Origin of the sequence: Brevundimonas naejangsanensis (assembly GCF_000635915.2) — a bacterium.
Taxonomy (GTDB): domain Bacteria; phylum Pseudomonadota; class Alphaproteobacteria; order Caulobacterales; family Caulobacteraceae; genus Brevundimonas; species Brevundimonas sanguinis.
The window spans coordinates 1676760-1692121 of the sequence record NZ_CP015614.1 but is presented as its reverse complement, the minus strand read 5'-3'; the positions used below and the strand labels follow the sequence as shown (position 1 = coordinate 1692121).

The window sequence follows — 15362 nt, the reverse complement described above, 5'->3', positions numbered from 1 at the left end:
CCCTGTCAGTTCCGTTTGCGGGTCAGCAGATCATAGGCCGCCCGCGCCATGACTTTGGCCGAGTTGGTCATGTCCTCAATGCCCACCCATTCGTCGGGCTGGTGCGCCAGGTCGAGCACGCCGGGGCCGTAGGCGATGCAGTCCTTCAGCCGGCCGATGCGGTCGATGTGCTTCTGGTCATAGGTGCCGGGCGAGCAGACGAACTGGGCCTTGCGTCCCAACACCGTCTCAATGGCGGCGGCGGTCGTGCTGGCGACGGGGCCGTCGCGGTCGGCCATGCTGGGCGCCACTTCGAACAGGTCGCGCATCTCATAGCGGAAGCCGTGGCGCTGGGCCGCCAGCCCGTCGAGGATGGCCTTCACCTCGCCCTTCACATCCTCCAGCGTCTCCTCGATCAGGAAGCGGCGATCGATGACCATGCGGCTGGAATCGGCGACGCAGGGCGCAGGCAGGCCGTCGAAGCCCTCGGCCTGACCGCCGTGGATGGAGTTGATGTTCATCGTCGACTGGCGCGCGCCCTCGGGCACCACCGGCATGTCGGAATGGCGGGCGGCCATGGCGGGATAGAGCTTGGATTCAAACTCTTCCATCACCGCGCCCATGTGGCGGATGGCGGAATCGCCCAGGAAGGGCATGGAACCGTGGGCGATGCGGCCCTTCGTCTCGATCTCGGCCCACCAGACGCCGCGATGGCCGATGCAGACCCGGTCCACGTTCAGCGGCTCGGGGATGATGACGTGGTTGACCTTGGGCTCTGAGAACCAGCCGCGCTCGGCCAGATAGGCGACGCCGCCGTAGCCGCCGGATTCCTCGTCTACCGTGCCGGAGATTTCGAGCGCGCCGGGCAGGGGCAGGCCGGAATCGATCAGGGCCTCGACGGCGATGATGGAGGCGGCCAGCCCGCCCTTCATGTCGCAGGCGCCCCGGCCATAGACGCGGCCGTCCTTCACTACGCCTGCGAAGGGATCGACGGTCCAGCCGGACCCGACCTCGACCACGTCGATATGGCTGTTGAAGTGGACGCAAGGGCCGGGCTCGCTGCCTGTCCAGCGGGCGATGACGTTAGTGCGGGGATAGGCGTCGCTGTCGCCCGGCGAGCCTTCGCCGCGCACATATTCGACGGTGAAGCCGCGCGTCTTCAGCCGCTCGCCGATGTATTCGGCGCAGGGGCGATAGGCCTCGCCCGGCGGGTTGATGGTGGGGAAGCGGATCAGGTCTTGCGTCAGCGCGACCAGTTCGTCGGTGCGGCCGTCGATCAGCTCCATGACGGTCTGCAGGGTGGGGGTGCTCATGGGTCGAACCTCACTGGGCGTGCAGGGCGGTCAGAACCGCGTCGGTCATCTCGATGGTGGAGACGGCGGCGATGCCGGCATGGGCGATGTCGGGGGTGCGGACGCCGCTATAGACGACGTGACGCACGGCGCGCTCAAGCCGGTCGGCCAGGTCCGCTCGGTCGAAGGACCAGCGCAGGCACAGGGCGAAGGACAGGATGGTCGCGATGGGGTTGGCGACGCCTTGCCCGGCGATATCCGGCGCAGAGCCGTGGATCGGCTCATACAGGCCCCGACTGCGGCCGCCTTGTCCAAGCCCGCACAGGGAGGCCGAGGGCAGCAGGCCCAGCGACCCCGTCAGGGCCGCCGCCGCGTCGGACAGGATGTCGCCGAACAGGTTGTCGGTGACGATGACGTCGAACTGGTCCGGCCGACGCACCAACTGCATGGCGCAGTTATCGGCGTACATGTGCGACAGCTCCACGTCGGGATAGTCGGCGGCGACCTCGGTGGCGACCGCGCGCCACAGGGCGCCGGTCTCCATGACATTGGCCTTGTCGACCGAGCAGACGCGGCGCTGGCGTGTGCGCGCCAGCTCGAACGCCGTGCGACAGACGCGGGCGATCTGGCCTTCCGTATAGGCCTGGGTGTCATAGGCGCGGCGCTGACCGTCGGGGCCGACCTCGTTGGCGCGGGGCAGGCTGAAATAGACCCCCGCCGTCGCCTCGCGCACGATCAGGATGTCGAGGCCCCGGATCAGCTCGGGCTTCAGCGCCGAGGCGTCCAGAAGCTCGTCGAAGCAGACGGCGGGGCGCAGGTTGGCGTAGAGGTCCAGCGCCTGACGCAGCCGCAGAATGCCCATCTCGGGCCGCTGGGCGCGGGGCAGGTGGTCCCACTTCGGCCCGCCCACGGCGCCGAACAGGACGGCGTCGGACGCCAGGGCCTGCTCTACCACATCCTCGGCTATGGGCGCGCCGACGGCGTCGATGCTGGCGCCCCCGGCCAGTCCCTCGCTCAGTTCAATCCGCAGCCCGGCGTTCCGGGCCCAGTCGACGATGCGCAGGGTCTCGCGGATGATCTCCGGGCCGATGCCGTCGCCCGGCAGGACCAGAAGCTTGAAGACGCGGTCAGATGCAGCGGCCACCGTCCACCTCCAGCGCCACGCCGGTGATCATCGAGGCGTCGTCCGAACAGAGGAAGGCGGCGGCGGCGCCCATGTCCTCCGGCGTCGAGAAGCGGCCCAGCGGAATGGACGAGAGGAATTTGGACCGCATCTCGGGCGTGTCCTCGCCCATGAAGGTCTTCAGCAGAGGGGTGTCGCCCGCCACGGGATTGAGCGCGTTCACCCGCACCTGGAAGGGCGCCAGTTCGACCGCCATGGCGCGGGTGGCCGTGATGACCCAGCCCTTGGAGGCGTTGTACCAGGTCAGGTTTGGCCGGGGGCTGACCCCGCCGGTCGAGGCGATGTTGAGGATGGCGCCGGACCCTTGCGCCTTCATCGCCGGCACGAAGGCCTTCGACATCAGATAGATGGCGCGCATGTTGACGGCGGCGATGCGGTCGAACGCTTCGTCCGACAGTTCGTCTAGCGGCTGGGGCGTGTGGCCGACGCCCGCATTGTTGACCACGATGTCGACGCCGCCCAGCAGGCGGTTCGCCGTTTCAGCGAGAGCCGCCACGTCGGCGGCGCTGGATACGTCGACCTTCACGCCCAGATCGGCGTCGCCCCATTCAGCGGCCAGGGCGCGGGCGGCCTCCCCGTTCAGGTCGGCGACGATGACGCGGGCGCCTTCCTCGGCGAAGCGGCGCGCGATGCCGGCGCCGAAGCCGGAGGCTCCGCCCGTGACGATCGCTCGCTTGCCCTCCAGCCGCTTCGATCTGTTCTCCCCCAAGAGGCCACTCCCTTGCGCTATCCGTGATGGGCCGCGACGGTCTTCAGGGTGGTGAAGGCGTAGAGCGCCTCGAACCCCTTCTCGCGACCGTGGCCCGACTTGCCGACGCCGCCGAAGGGCAGTTCGACCCCGCCCGCCGCGCCGTAGTTGTTGATGAAGACCTGTCCGGCCCGCAGCCGCTTGGCCAGCCGCATCTGCCGTCCGCCATCGCTAGTCCAGACCCCGGCGACGAGGCCGTAGTCGGTGCCGTTGGCGATGGCGACAGCCTCGTCTTCCGTCTCGAACGGGATGACGACGACGGCGGGGCCGAAGATTTCCTGCTGCGCCAGCGGGTGATCGGGCGCGACATTGGCGAACAGGGTCGGGGCGACATAAGCGCCGCCGGACGGAAGGTCGGTCAGCGTCGCCTGAGCCACGATCAGGCCGTCGGCGCGGCCCTTGTCGACGAAGCTCTCGACCATGGCCTGCTGCTTCCTGGACACCAGGGGGCCGACATCGCGGTCGTCCATGGCAGGGCCGACGGTCAGGGCGGCGAAGCGCTCGGCCATGCGGCGCACGACCTGGTCATAGACGCCGCGCTGAACCAGCACGCGCGATCCGGCCGAACAGGTCTGGCCTGCGTTCTGGACGCCCGCGTTGACGAGGAAGGGCAGGGCCTTGTCCAGATCGGCGTCGTCGAACACCAGCTGGGGGGACTTGCCGCCCAGTTCCAGCGTCACCGGCACGGCGTTGACCGCCGCCGCCTGCTGGATGGCGACGCCCACGCCGGTCGAGCCGGTGAAGGACAGGTGGTTGACGCCCGGATGGGCGGCCAGCGCCGCGCCCGCCTCGGCGCCTGTGCCGGTCACGACGTTCAGCGCGCCTGCGGGCAGGCCGCAGTCGGCGGCGATGTGGGCGAAGGCGAGGGCGGTCAGCGACGCCTGCTCGGCGGGCTTCAGCACCACGGCGTTGCCGACGCACAGGGCCGCCACGACCGAGCGCCCGATGATCTGCATCGGATAGTTCCAGGGGATGATGTGGCCCGTCACCCCGTGCGGTTCGCGCAGGGTGTAAACGGTGTAGCCGTCCTGGAAGGGAATGGTCTCGCCGTGCAGCTTGTCCGCCGCGCCGGCATAGAATTCGAGATAGCGGGCCAGGGCGACGACGTCGTTGCGAGCCTGCTTCACCGGCTTGCCGACGTCCAGCGCCTCAAGCTCGGCCAGCATGTCGATGCGGGCTTCAACCTCGCGGCTCATGCGGGCCAGGATGCGGCCGCGCTCGACGGCCGTCATGCGGCCCCAGTCTCCATCGAAGGCGGCGCGCGCGGCGCGGACAGCGGCGTCCACGTCTGCGGCGGTCCCGGCGGCCAAGGCTCCCATGACCTCGCCCGTCGACGGGTTCTCGATGGGCAGGGTCGCGCCGTCGGCGGCGGACCGCCATACGCCGTTGATGAAAACCTTGTCCGTGGAAAATGGCGCCGCCACTCGTTTCCGCCCATCCTGCCTGCGATCTTCTCTGAGGGATCGCCAGCGTGAGAGTGGGCCGCATTACGGATTATGCAACAAGCCCTTTTTGCGCGGGGGCTAAGTTGTTGATTTAGCGTTTGTGATGCTCAAAATATTGAGCGATGTTGGCCAATCTCAACGAATGGCTCAATCCGGGTTGGCGATCGGCACCGTCGGCGCGGGCGCCTTGGCGGCTTCTTCTTCCAACTTTCGGCGTTGGTCAGGGTTTCCGTCCGGCTGAGGAGTGGTGACGCTGGGATCGGGGTGTCGGTCGCGGCGTTCCGCATCGCCGGTTTCGCGGCGGGCCTGCGCCTGAAGGCTGTCTTTGTCAGCGGGGCTGCGAGGGTCTTGATCGTTTGCCGTCATTGTTTTCTCCCTGTGAAGGAGGGGAGAACAAGGTCGTTGCTCGCGCCTCGCTCTCCCCTCCGTCCTGTTCAGGTGCCTGTGCCGAAGCCCTTGGGACCGCCGGCGCCAGCCGCGCCAGCGCCGCCGGTTGCGGGCGTCGCGCTTCGGTCAGCGGGGTTGCTGGTTTGCTCTGAATCTTGGTTGGCGGCCGCCTTCCGAGCGGCTCGGCCAGCTTCGACCTCGTCGCCATCGAGGCCGGTCTCGTCGTCGCGGTTGGGGCCGTTCGGTTGGACGTCTGTCATGGCGGTTCTCCCTGTTGATTGAGTGAAATCAAGCAACAGGGGTGAAGCCGGTTCCTACTGCAGCGCTACACGAAAAGTTTGGGAACCGGGCGGGAACTGATGGGAAACCCAGACGCCGCAGTGATCCGCCCGTGGCTCTGGCCTGAAGACAGCGACGCCTGCCCTACAACCACCCAAGCTATCGGGCGGGAGCGCAATTCTACAATTTCAGGAGGGAAAGTGTGTGGCGGAGAGGGGGGGATTCGAACCCCCGGTACGCTTCCACGTACGCCGCATTTCGAGTGCGGTACATTCAACCACTCTGCCACCTCTCCGCGGGTCGGTAGTCCCTAATGGGGCTGAGCGAGCGGTCTCTCTAATGAAAGCCGTGCCGGGCTGCAAGCCGTATGTCGAAGAAAATCGACTGGCGCTTCAACGCTGTCCGGGAAGGGCCAGTCCAGAGGGGGCGCCGCCGGACGGTTCAGGGCCGATATAGCGAAAAAGTTCGGCCGGGCGGCCGCCGGTGTCGCTGGCGAAAACGCCTGTGGGCTGGACCAGGCCGGTGCGCTCAACGCCGCGCCGGAAGTTCTGTTTGTGCAAGGACAGGCCCGCCACAGCCTCGGCTGCGTTCTGCAGAGCGGATAGGGTGAAGGTCGGCGGCGTCAGGTCGAACAGGACCGGGCGGTACTTCAGCTTGGAGCGCAGTCGGCCAAGGCCCGTGGCGACGATGCGGCGGTGGTCCGAGGTCATGGACAGGTCGCCCAGGGGCGCCGGGATCGGCCGGTCATGATCGCGGGCGGATTCGGCGACCAGGCCCGCCTCATAGAGGAGCTCATAGCGTTCCAGCACGCGCTCTTCGTTCCAGCGCGTGTCGGGCGAGAGGGCGAACAGGGACTCGGCGCGGCCGCGTCGGGCGGGATCATCGCCTGCCCAATCGGCCAGGTCGGAGCGCAGGCTGGCCAGGACGGCGGGGCGGCCCTGGCGCCAGTCTTCCCAGGGAAAGATGTCGAAAACGGGCGTCCAGGCGGCGTCCCGGCCCGAGGCGAAGCCGGGCGCGTCGGGCGCCTCGGCGGTCAGGGCCAGATAGCCGACCGAGACTTCGCGCGCGCGTTCCGGCCCCGGGGTGGCGCGGGGCGAGGCGCGACCGGCGTCGCCGAAGGTGTAGAGCTGCTCGACAAAGCCGAGCGGAAAGCCGGTCTGTTCGGTGACGAAGGCGCGCAGGGCCAGTTCAAAGGTGCGGTCGCGCGCCGGATCGAACGGGCCGAAGGGCAGGGCGGCGGCGCCGTCCGAGGCATGGGTGGTCAGCACCACGGCCTGACGGTCGCGCAGGGCGATGACCACGGCCGACAGGCCGATCCGCACGCCCTGTTCGCCCCCCTGCTTCATCAAGCGTCCTATTCGGTGTGCCAGGCGTCGGCGCCGGGCAGGATGCCGACAGCTTCGGCCAGAACGCGGTAGCGGTCCAGATAGCGCTGTTGGGCGATGGCGGCGGGCTGGGGCTCGATCACCAGGTCATAGCCGGGCGGCGGGGCGCCGAAGATCTGCAGGGACTCGCGGCGGGTGAAGCCGGCCAGCTGCGTCGCCTCATAGAAGGCGCAGGCCTTGTCGGCCTTCTTGATCAGGGTCTTGATCGTCTGCGGCGTCTTGGGCGGCAGCTGGAAGCGGACGTGGATGGCGGCTTCCAGCCGGGCCTCGAAATCCTTGTAGCTGGAGCCAAGCGCCGATTTGAACGGCGAGATCATGTCGCCGATGACGTATTCCGAGGCGTCGTGCAGCAGGGCGGCCAGGCGCCATTTCGGCTCCAGCCCCGGCCGGATGTGGGCGGCGATCTCCTCGACCACCAGGGAGTGCTGAGCGACCGAGAAGGCGTGCTCGCCGATGGTCTGGCCGTTCCAGCGGGCGACGCGGGCCAGGCCGTGGGCGATGTCCTCGATCTCGATGTCGAACGGCGAGGGGTCCAGCAAATCCAGGCGGCGACCCGACAGCATCCGCTGCCAGGCGCGCGGCGGCTTGGGTTTGCGGACTCGGGGCGCGGGGCCGGCGTCTTCGATTTCTTCGGCCAAGGTCTTGATGTTGCGCATGCTCAGGCTGGTGACTCAGACCGAACGCGCGATCAAGGGCGGCCGTTGCGATAGATGGGGGTTAATCGCCGACGTTTAGCGTCACCAGCGCCTTGGCCGCGTCGAACAGGCGGTCCGGATCGCGGTCCTTGCTGCGGACGGTGGCGACGACGATCGGGCCGCCGACCGGGCCGCGCGCCTCATAACCCACGGTGCGCCAGCCGCTGGCCGAGGCCTCCTTGCCGGTCATCAGGAAGGTGGCGCGCACCGCCTCGCCGGAACCGCTGGTGCGGATGCGGGCGGCGGCGTCGGTCGCGTCGATGTTCACCGCATCGTCGCCGGACGAGACGTTGACGCGGCTGGACTTGTCGTCCGCGCGGATGGTCAGGCCGCCGATGCGGATGTTGGCGCGGTCGCCGTCGGCGTCGATGCGCATGCCGGGCAGTCGGACGGTGGCCTTGTCGCCCTGAGCATCGACGCGCAGGCCCGGCATCCTGACCTGGGCGGTTTCGCCGGCTGCGGCCTCGGCGTCTGCGGCGGCGCGCGACGCATCGGCTTCGGCGCGGGCGGCGTCCGCCTCAGCCCTGACGGCCTCGGCCTCCACGCGGGCGTTTTCAGCCTCCACCTCGGCCACGGCCTCGGGCAGGTCGGAGGTCAGGCGGTTCTCAAAGCTTTTCAGAGCCTCGGTGGAAGAGCGGCCGTCCAGTTGAACCAGTTGCAGGATGACTTCCGAACCGCGCGGCCCGCCATAGACGCACGACCCGTCGGCGCGGGCCGAACCCTTGCGCGTCAGCACACCCTGGGTCTGGGGACACTGCAGGGCGTCGACGACCTTCAGCACCCCGGATGAATCCGAGGTCGAAGAGGTGGTGATGCGCACCGTACCCGGGTTGTCGCAGGCGGCGGCCATCAGCGCCAAAGCGATAACAGGCCAGGTGATCTGTTGCATGGTCGGCTCCACTCAAGGTCCCGATTGTGCGCCATAAGCGCCCTGGGACCAGTGAAATCGCGGTAATCGAAAGGCGGCGGGATAGGGGCGAAAAACCGCCGCCCCTTCAGCCCCCGGGACGGGCGCCTTCGCGACGGCTCATGAAGGCCAGGCGCTCGAACAGATGCACGTCCTGTTCGTTCTTCAGCAGGGCGCCGTGCAGCGGGGGGATCAGCTTGCCCGGCGTCTTTTCACGCAGGGTCTCCGGCGCCACGTCGTCGACCAGCAGCAGCTTCAGCCAGTCCAGCAGTTCCGACGTCGACGGCTTCTTCTTCAGGCCCGGCGTGTCGCGGATTTCATAGAAGGTCTTCAGAGCCTCGGACACCAGGCGCGGCTTGATGCCGGGGAAGTGGACCTCGACGATGTCCTGCATCGTCTGTGCGTCGGGGAAGCGGATGTAGTGGAAGAAGCAGCGGCGCAGGAAGGCGTCCGGCAGCTCCTTCTCATTGTTCGAGGTGATGACGACGACGGGGCGGACCTCGGCGCGGATCGTCTCGTCCGTCTCCTGAACGTAGAACTCCATGCGGTCGAGTTCCTGCAGCAGGTCGTTGGGAAACTCGATGTCGGCCTTGTCGATCTCGTCGATCAGCAGGACGGGGCGCGCGGGGGCGGTGAAGGCCTCCCACAGCTTGCCCTTCTTCAGATAGTTGCGGACGTCGTGGACCCGCGCGTCGCCCAGCTGACTGTCGCGCAGGCGGCTGACGGCGTCGTATTCGTACAGGCCGTTGTGAGCCTTGGTCGTCGACTTGACGTGCCAGGTGATCAGCGGCGCATTCAGCGCGCGGGCCAGTTCATAGGCCAGGACCGTCTTGCCCGTGCCGGGCTCCCCCTTGATCAGCAACGGCCGTTCAAGCGCTACGGCTGCGTTGACGGCGACCTTCAGGTCTTCGGTGGCGATGTAGTTGGACGTGCCTTCGAACCGGCTCATGCAAAACCTGCTCCATTCCGGGGGAAGGGAGCAGGTAGCTTAAAGAGATGGGCGTGAACAGGCGGCAGGATCAGGTGATGCGCTTGGCCGACACCGGGTCGCTGGCGGGGAAGGTTTCCTCGACGCCCTCGTCGATCAGGGCTTCCTGACGGTTTTCGGCGTCCTTTTCCTTGTCCTTCAGCTGGTCGGGCTTGCCGCTTTCGTGGGGCGCGCGCTTGGCCGGGGGCGTGTTGGGGTCAGCGTCTTCCTGGGTCTTGGAGTAGGTTTTGTCGGTCATGGGTTTCCTCATTGTTCGGGGCCGTAGCCCAGGTCTTCGATGTCGTCGTCGGAGAGACGTTTGGCTTCCCAATGGGCGGCGCTGGCCTGGGCACCGCGCTGGTTGCGCATCAGACCGGCGTAGACGAGCTCCACTTCGTCGGCGCCCGACGCGGGGGCGCCGTCGCCGTCGGCCTGGCTGAGCCGGACGCTGTCGACGCCCAGCAGGGCGTCCGCCTCGGCCTCTATGCCGTCCAAAGCCAGTTCCGCATCGAGATCGGGGTCGTCTTCGTCGAAGGGTTCGGCGTCTGCGTCGCCGTCCAACTGGGTAACGTCCAGAACGTCGTCGGCTTCGTCGAACGACAGCTCGCCGTCGCCCTCATCGTCCATATGGGTCTCGTCATAAACCTCGGCCTGATCCTGGGCGTCGGTTTCGAAGTCGGGTCCTGCCATCATTGTCTCCCTTACGACAGATCAACGGCGCGGCTCGTCAGGGCGTTCCCGCCTGCGCCGCCACGACGCGGGGAAGGCCCAAGTGAAGGGATGGTTAACCACGTCGGTTTACAGTTCGTCAGCGGCCGGCCGTCACGGTGAGGGCGGCGCCACGGAGACCTTCCCTTGCCTCTGAAACTGTCGCTGAAACCCGGCGAGAAATTCGTGCTGAACGGGGCCGTCGTCCAGAACGGCGACCGTCGCGGCGTGCTGATCCTGCAGAACAAAGCCAGCGTCCTGCGCGAAAAGGACATCATGCAGCCCGAGGACGTCACCAGCCCTGCGCGCCGCATCTATTTCCCCGTCATGATGATGTATCTGGATGAGGCCGACGCGCCGAAATTCTATGACGAGTTCGCCCTGCGCCTGACGGAGTTCATGGGCGCGGTGCGCAATCCAGACATCCTGACCGAATGCGTCGCCTGCTCGAAACACGTGCTGGCGCGTCAGTATTACAAGGCCCTGATGGGCGCTCGCAAAATCGTCGATTACGAAGATCAAAGGCTCGGCAATGTCGCTTCAGGCGTACAAGACGGCGGCGACGCGGGCTGAATCCCCGCGTGAAATGGAATACCGGCTGTTCGGCCAGGTGACGCGCGCCCTGATGCACGCCTCGACCCTGGAAAGGTCGGATGTCGCCGGGCGGATGGACGCGCTGGACTGGAACCGTCGGCTGTGGTCGACGCTGGCGACCGCCTGCACGGACCCGGACAACGCCTTACCGCAGGCGATGCGGGCGCAGTTCATTTCACTGAGCCTGTTCGTCAGCCGGCACACGTCCGAAGTCATGCGCGGCGAGGATGATTTCTCGACCCTGATCGAGATCAACCGCATGATCATGCAGGGGCTCAGCGGTCAGACCGACGCAGGCTGAGGCTCCGTCAGGCGGCCCTAGAACAGATTAGCGGCCCAGTGGGCGACGCCGCTGACCACCGCGACCACCGTGGTCCACACCAGAGCCAGATAGACGCCGCACACCGCCGTGCCGAACATGCCGGCCAGAATGAAGGCGCCGTCGCGCTGGATGATGCCCAGGCCGAACAGGGCCAGGGTCAGGCCGGGCAGGGCGTCGCCGAAAGGCACCGGCAACGCCATCATCAGCGCCAAAAGGATGCAGATCACGCCGATTCCAACGTCTGCGGCTTCGCCGGTCAGAGCGGGCCAGCGGGGGCGCGTCAGACGCTCGACCCGACGCAGGCGCGAAAGGACCTTTTCGACGGCCGTCCGATAGGCGGCGCGGCTCACCGACAGCTTCAGCAGCCAGCGGGGCAGCCATACTCGGTCGCGTTGAAGCGCCAACTCCGCGGCGATCAGGATGATAGGAACTGAAAACACCGCCTTGCCGCCCGGCGGCCAGGGAAACAGCGCCATCAAGGCCAGCATCAGGATGACGGCGCCGAAGCCGCGCTCGCCGAACGCCTCGATCATTTCGCGCAGAGACAGTTTTTCAGCCTCGCCCTGGCCCAGTTGCTCCAGCACGTCGGAAAAGGTCCGTCCCTCATCGGGCGGTGGGGCGGAAACGAGCGTCATAAAGCGAGACTCAGAACGGTGTCATACGCGTAGTTAGGAGGCCGCAGCGCCTTGCGCCATCCCTACCGCTACGGTTGCTGTGCACTAGACGCCTAATGTTTCGAGACGTGTTCGGGTTTGCCCTTGCGCTTGGTGTGGGCGAACTCTTCCAGCTGTTTCTCGCTCATCGATTCCATCATGGATTTCGACGCGCCCTTGAGCTTGGACTTGGGCGTATCGCCGCGCTTGGCCGCCAGGGCGGCTCCGGCGGCTTTCTGCTGGGCGGCGGATTTGGCGGGCATGACGATCTCCTTTCGAGAAGGGAGCAACTGTTCGCCTGTCCTAGGGTTCCTTGGGCAGGGTTAAACTGATCCGGGTTCGGCCGGCCTGCTGCTGGATTTCGTCGGCCGCGTCGATGCGCAGCGACAGGCCTTCCTTCTCAAGCAGAAAGGGTTCGCTGGCGCGTAATTCGTGAAGGTCGACGGCTGCCAGGGGCAGGGTGACGGCGTGTGCGATCACGCCGTTCGCCACCACGCCGACCGGAGCCTCGATCAGGGCCGGACTGCGTTCGCTCTTCAAAGCCAGCCCCGGAGCCTCCATGACCACCATGCCGTGCGGCAGGGCGATGGCGCCGTCGGCCAGCGGGGTCATCTCCGCCGCCGAGAAGGACAACTGGATTTCCTTGCCGCGATCGACGGGCGATTTCAGTTCCAGAACCAGCCAGTGCGGGGCCTGATCCAGGAAGGCTTCGCGGGTCGTGACGCCTGCGGGCGCATGGGCCAGTCTCTCAATCGCCTGGGCTTTGAGGGCGGCAAGGTTGAAACGCGCGGCTGCGGCCGAAACGTCCTCGGCGGAACCTTCGCCGATCGTCTGGCGCAGAAGGACATCCAGCGGGGCGCCCTGACCGACCTGGGTTCGCCACTGGTCCGCGCCCACGTCCGCCAACAGCCAGGTCAGGGCGGCCCCGACGGGGTAGGCGCGCCAACGGAACAGCTCGGAAACCAGACTCATGTCGTTCTGACCGGGCGCTGCGAGCGCTCTGGCGATGGCGGAAGGCAGGGCTGCGTCGGGGCGACCGGCGATCAGGTGGCTGGCCTGCAGACCGATGAACTCGGCCGTGCCTTCGGACCATTCTCTTTGCTGCTGCACCGCCAGAACTTCGGCCGGCAGATCGGCGCTGCGCGCTGTCCTGAGCGCCAGATAGGTTCGCGCCAGTTGCTTTCGGGCGGGTGCGTCAGGCTCCAGCAGGGCCGCCTGCAGAACCAGACGCTCCAGATCCAGCGCGGCGATGAAACCGGCCAGGTCGGGTATTGCATCCAGATCGACGAATTCCTGATGCCCGTCGCCGGACATCCAGCGGAAGGCCGTGTTCTGGAAGTCGTGAAACTGTTCGTGGAAGAGGGTCGACAGGTCGTCGTCGGCGCCGTCGGGTCGCAACAGCACCGTGTCCGGAACGCCGGAAGGATAATCGAGGACGAAATGAAACTCGGCGCCTTCCAAGCGGCCGGGTCGGAAGCGGGGCGTGCCAGGCCGCCGGGCGCCGCCGAAGACGGCGCCGATATCCGGCGCATAGAGGATGAAGGGCTGATCGTTGGGCCAGTAGCCGGGCCACAGGCGGCTGAGCGCGTCGGCGTGTCGTTCGACGCGCTCGGCCTGCGCTATCAGGGCGTCCTGATCAAGTGTCGGCGCGGGGGCCTGAGCCCAGGCCGTGGAGGCGAAAAGCGCGCCCAGAGCGCCCAGCAAAGCCCCCCGCCCGATCACATCAGCTTCCCAACAGCTCGCGGCCGATCAGGAAGCGGCGGATTTCGTTGGTGCCGGCGCCGATGTCGTAGAGCTTGGCGTCGCGGACCAGGCGCTCGACCGGCCATTCCTTGGTGTAGCCGGCGCCGCCCAGGGCCTGGACGGCCTCCAGGGTGACCTTCACGGCGTTCTCGGAGGCCAGCAGGATGGCGCCCGCCGCGTCGTAGCGGGTGGTCTTGCCCTGATCGCAGGCGCGGGCGACGGCATAGACATAGGCGCGGGCGCTGTTCAGGGCGACGTACATGTCGGCCACCTTGGCCTGCATCAGCTGGAAGGAGCCGATAGGCTTGCCGAACTGCTTGCGGTCGCGGACGTAGGGCAGGACCACGTCCAGCGCGGCCTGCATGATGCCCAGCGGACCGGCCGACAGGACGGCGCGCTCATAGTCCAGGCCGCTCATCAGCACGGCGGCGCCGCGCCCTTCGCCGCCCATGATGTTCTCTTCGGGGACCTCGCAGTCCTCGAACACCAGTTCGGCCGTGTCCGAGCCGCGCATGCCCATCTTGTCCAGCTTCTTGGAGACGCTGAACCCCTTCATGCCCTTTTCGATCAGGAAGGCGGTGACGCCGCCGTTGCCGTCGCCGGTGCGCGCATAGACCACCAGGGTCTCGGCGTGGGGGGCGTTGGTGATCCAGAACTTCGTGCCGTTCAGGACATAGCGGTCGCCCTTCTTCTCGGCGCGGGTGCGCATGGACATGACGTCCGAGCCAGAGCCGGCTTCGGACATGGCCAGCGAGCCGACGTGCTCGCCCGAGATCAGCTTGGGCAGATACTTCGCCTTTTGCTCGGGCGTGCCCCAGCGGCGGATCTGGTTGACGCACAGATTGGAGTGGGCGCCGTAGCTGAGCCCGATCGAGGCCGAGGCGCGCGACACTTCCTCCATGGCCACCACGTGTTCGAGGTAGCCGAGGCCGAGACCGCCGAACTCTTCCTCGACGGTGATGCCGTGCAGGCCCAGTTCGCCCATCTCGGGCCACAGGTCGCGGGCGAACTCGTTCTTTTCGTCGATTTCGGCGGCGCGGGGGGCCAGCCGTTCGGCGGCCCAGCGGGCGGTGGTGTCGCGGATGGCGTCAGCGGTCTCGCCGAGGCCGAATTCCATGGATTGGGGCGCGAAGGGAATGCTCATGCCCAAAGGCGTAGCATCGTGCGCGGCCTTCGCAAAGACGCCTGTTAGCGCGACTGTTTGTGCTTTGGCGGATGGTCCTTGGCGCGCAGGAAGCTCCAGGCTGCGACGCCGATGAAGACCAGCCCCGCCGCCGCCAGCCCGGCGCCGATCACCACCGTGGCGTCGCCCGAAGCGGGGGCGTTCAGGGCGCGTCGGAAGGCGGCGATTCCGGCCGCGAAGGCCAGGGCGCCGACGCCGCCGATGAACAGAACGGCGCCCTTGTCGCCCAGGGCGGCGTCGCCGGCGGCGGCTTTGGCGGCGCGTTTCTCGTGACGCAGGACGGGCACGCTGGGCGGCGGGGCGTCGGCGGAGGCGGCCTCCGCGCCGGGGCCCCGCACCGGGGCGGTCAGCAGGGCGTCCAGCGGGGCGGGCTGGTCGGGCGCCGTGTCGAACAGGGCGCGCTCGGCCGAGCGGCGGCGATAAAGGGCGTCGACCGGCGGGGACGCGCGCTCGGGCCAGGCGGACAGGGCGACGGCGGCCTCGGGCAGCGCGTTGGCGTCCAGCTTCTCCAGTACGTCGGAAGCCTGAAACCGCTCAAGGCCGATGGAGAAGATGAAGCTGGCCAGGGCGTCGAACTGATGCTGGTTCAGCGGCAGGCGCATCCGCTCGTTCAACAGGGCGACGATGGGCATCAGGTCGTATTGCAGCAGCAGCTCGGCCTCGGCCTCGCTGACCACGGCGCCGGGCCGGGCCGAGCGCGCGTGGCCATAGCCGATGACCGGCGTCCCGTCGCGGCGCAGTACGGTGCGCGGGCGAAAGCCCTCGAAGCTCTTGATCAGCAGAAGGCCTTCACGAGAGACCTTGCGGCGTTGCGGCGCGGCTGCGGACACGGACTGACCCAATTCGAAACGGGCGTTCTCGCCCTGACCGGGGCGGAGCAAGCCTTGTTCCG

The 15362-nt window shown here is 67.5% G+C and carries 18 protein-coding genes and 1 tRNA gene; 2 read left to right on the top strand and 17 right to left on the bottom strand.

Going from position 1 to position 15362, the window contains the following annotated elements:
- Positions 1-5: 5 nt before the first annotated feature.
- From DA69_RS08030 to DA69_RS07970, 12 genes are all read right to left on the bottom strand, one after another.
- A complete protein-coding gene (locus tag DA69_RS08030; protein ID WP_025978257.1) occupies positions 6-1292 on the bottom strand; it encodes an acetylornithine deacetylase/succinyl-diaminopimelate desuccinylase family protein in 1287 nt (428 codons plus the stop codon).
- A gap of 10 nt (positions 1293-1302) precedes the next feature.
- Positions 1303-2415 carry a 3-isopropylmalate dehydrogenase gene (gene leuB / locus DA69_RS08025; RefSeq protein ID WP_025978258.1) on the bottom strand — a complete coding sequence of 371 codons (1113 nt, stop codon included), beginning with the start codon at positions 2413-2415 and terminating at the stop codon, positions 1303-1305.
- Entirely contained in the window at positions 2399-3163 is a 765-nt protein-coding gene (locus DA69_RS08020; RefSeq protein WP_025978259.1) for a glucose 1-dehydrogenase, read from the bottom strand. The genes leuB and DA69_RS08020 overlap by 17 nt, the downstream gene beginning before the upstream one ends.
- A 17-nt stretch (positions 3164-3180) precedes the next feature.
- The gene (locus DA69_RS08015; RefSeq protein WP_025978260.1) at positions 3181-4626 is read right to left on the bottom strand and encodes an aldehyde dehydrogenase family protein; all 1446 of its coding nucleotides are present in this window, start codon (positions 4624-4626) and stop codon (positions 3181-3183) included.
- Positions 4627-4794: 168 nt separating this feature from the next.
- The gene (locus DA69_RS08010) at positions 4795-5013 is read right to left on the bottom strand and encodes a hypothetical protein (protein WP_025978261.1); all 219 of its coding nucleotides are present in this window, start codon (positions 5011-5013) and stop codon (positions 4795-4797) included.
- A 505-nt stretch (positions 5014-5518) separates the two neighbouring features.
- Positions 5519-5608, bottom strand: a tRNA-Ser gene (locus DA69_RS08000).
- A gap of 97 nt (positions 5609-5705) precedes the next feature.
- On the bottom strand, positions 5706-6659 hold the full coding sequence (locus DA69_RS07995; protein WP_025978263.1) for an NUDIX hydrolase: 954 nt from the start codon (positions 6657-6659) through the stop codon (positions 5706-5708).
- Positions 6660-6667: 8 nt separating this feature from the next.
- Complete coding sequence (locus tag DA69_RS07990; RefSeq protein WP_025978264.1) at positions 6668-7261, bottom strand: YfbR-like 5'-deoxynucleotidase; 594 nt, start codon at positions 7259-7261, stop codon at positions 6668-6670.
- Positions 7262-7415: 154 nt separating this feature from the next.
- Complete coding sequence (locus tag DA69_RS07985) at positions 7416-8282, bottom strand: hypothetical protein (protein WP_025978265.1); 867 nt, start codon at positions 8280-8282, stop codon at positions 7416-7418.
- 106 nt (positions 8283-8388) lie between these two features.
- Positions 8389-9249 carry an AAA family ATPase gene (locus tag DA69_RS07980; RefSeq protein ID WP_025978266.1) on the bottom strand — a complete coding sequence of 287 codons (861 nt, stop codon included), beginning with the start codon at positions 9247-9249 and terminating at the stop codon, positions 8389-8391.
- Positions 9250-9319: 70 nt separating this feature from the next.
- The gene (locus DA69_RS07975; RefSeq protein WP_025978267.1) at positions 9320-9526 is read right to left on the bottom strand and encodes a hypothetical protein; all 207 of its coding nucleotides are present in this window, start codon (positions 9524-9526) and stop codon (positions 9320-9322) included.
- Positions 9527-9534: 8 nt separating this feature from the next.
- Positions 9535-9960 carry a hypothetical protein gene (locus tag DA69_RS07970; RefSeq protein ID WP_029972677.1) on the bottom strand — a complete coding sequence of 142 codons (426 nt, stop codon included), beginning with the start codon at positions 9958-9960 and terminating at the stop codon, positions 9535-9537.
- Positions 9961-10122: 162 nt separating this feature from the next.
- Between DA69_RS07970 and flbT the strand changes: the two genes are divergently transcribed.
- Both flbT and flaF read left to right on the top strand, forming a co-directional pair.
- Positions 10123-10548: a flagellar biosynthesis repressor FlbT gene (flbT, locus tag DA69_RS07965; RefSeq protein WP_025978269.1), complete on the top strand. Its 426-nt coding sequence runs from the start codon at positions 10123-10125 to the stop codon at positions 10546-10548.
- Entirely contained in the window at positions 10508-10870 is a 363-nt protein-coding gene (gene flaF / locus DA69_RS07960; protein WP_029972678.1) for a flagellar biosynthesis regulator FlaF, read from the top strand. The genes flbT and flaF overlap by 41 nt, the downstream gene beginning before the upstream one ends.
- Before the next feature lie 17 nt (positions 10871-10887).
- On the opposite strand, the gene DA69_RS07955 is transcribed toward flaF, so the two are convergent.
- From DA69_RS07955 to DA69_RS07935, 5 genes are all read right to left on the bottom strand, one after another.
- The gene (locus DA69_RS07955) at positions 10888-11526 is read right to left on the bottom strand and encodes an exopolysaccharide biosynthesis protein (RefSeq protein WP_025978271.1); all 639 of its coding nucleotides are present in this window, start codon (positions 11524-11526) and stop codon (positions 10888-10890) included.
- Positions 11527-11618: 92 nt separating this feature from the next.
- The gene (locus tag DA69_RS07950) at positions 11619-11807 is read right to left on the bottom strand and encodes a DUF3008 family protein (protein ID WP_025978272.1); all 189 of its coding nucleotides are present in this window, start codon (positions 11805-11807) and stop codon (positions 11619-11621) included.
- Positions 11808-11847: 40 nt separating this feature from the next.
- A complete protein-coding gene (locus DA69_RS07945) occupies positions 11848-13266 on the bottom strand; it encodes a hypothetical protein (protein WP_145915908.1) in 1419 nt (472 codons plus the stop codon).
- Between the two features lies 1 nt (position 13267).
- Complete coding sequence (locus tag DA69_RS07940) at positions 13268-14431, bottom strand: isovaleryl-CoA dehydrogenase (protein WP_025978274.1); 1164 nt, start codon at positions 14429-14431, stop codon at positions 13268-13270.
- Between the two features lie 44 nt (positions 14432-14475).
- A complete protein-coding gene (locus DA69_RS07935) occupies positions 14476-15351 on the bottom strand; it encodes a lysozyme (RefSeq protein ID WP_025978275.1) in 876 nt (291 codons plus the stop codon).
- Between the last annotated feature and the right edge of the window lie 11 nt (positions 15352-15362).

Excerpts from the sequence above, each read along its gene's own strand:
- DA69_RS07980 (WP_025978266.1), bottom strand. The coding sequence starts at position 9,249 with ATGAGCCGGTTCGAAGGCACGTCCAACTACATCGCCACCGAAGACCTG.
- DA69_RS07955 (WP_025978271.1), bottom strand. The coding sequence starts at position 11,526 with ATGACGCTCGTTTCCGCCCCACCGCCCGATGAGGGACGGACCTTTTCC.
- flaF (WP_029972678.1), top strand. The coding sequence starts at position 10,508 with ATGTCGCTTCAGGCGTACAAGACGGCGGCGACGCGGGCTGAATCCCCG.
- DA69_RS07985 (WP_025978265.1), bottom strand. The coding sequence starts at position 8,282 with ATGCAACAGATCACCTGGCCTGTTATCGCTTTGGCGCTGATGGCCGCC.
- DA69_RS07990 (WP_025978264.1), bottom strand. The coding sequence starts at position 7,261 with ATGCTGTCGGGTCGCCGCCTGGATTTGCTGGACCCCTCGCCGTTCGAC.
- DA69_RS08030 (WP_025978257.1), bottom strand. The coding sequence starts at position 1,292 with ATGAGCACCCCCACCCTGCAGACCGTCATGGAGCTGATCGACGGCCGC.
- DA69_RS08010 (WP_025978261.1), bottom strand. The coding sequence starts at position 5,013 with ATGACGGCAAACGATCAAGACCCTCGCAGCCCCGCTGACAAAGACAGC.
- DA69_RS07940 (WP_025978274.1), bottom strand. The coding sequence starts at position 14,431 with ATGAGCATTCCCTTCGCGCCCCAATCCATGGAATTCGGCCTCGGCGAG.
- DA69_RS07970 (WP_029972677.1), bottom strand. The coding sequence starts at position 9,960 with ATGATGGCAGGACCCGACTTCGAAACCGACGCCCAGGATCAGGCCGAG.
- DA69_RS07975 (WP_025978267.1), bottom strand. The coding sequence starts at position 9,526 with ATGACCGACAAAACCTACTCCAAGACCCAGGAAGACGCTGACCCCAAC.
- DA69_RS07950 (WP_025978272.1), bottom strand. The coding sequence starts at position 11,807 with ATGCCCGCCAAATCCGCCGCCCAGCAGAAAGCCGCCGGAGCCGCCCTG.
- DA69_RS07995 (WP_025978263.1), bottom strand. The coding sequence starts at position 6,659 with ATGAAGCAGGGGGGCGAACAGGGCGTGCGGATCGGCCTGTCGGCCGTG.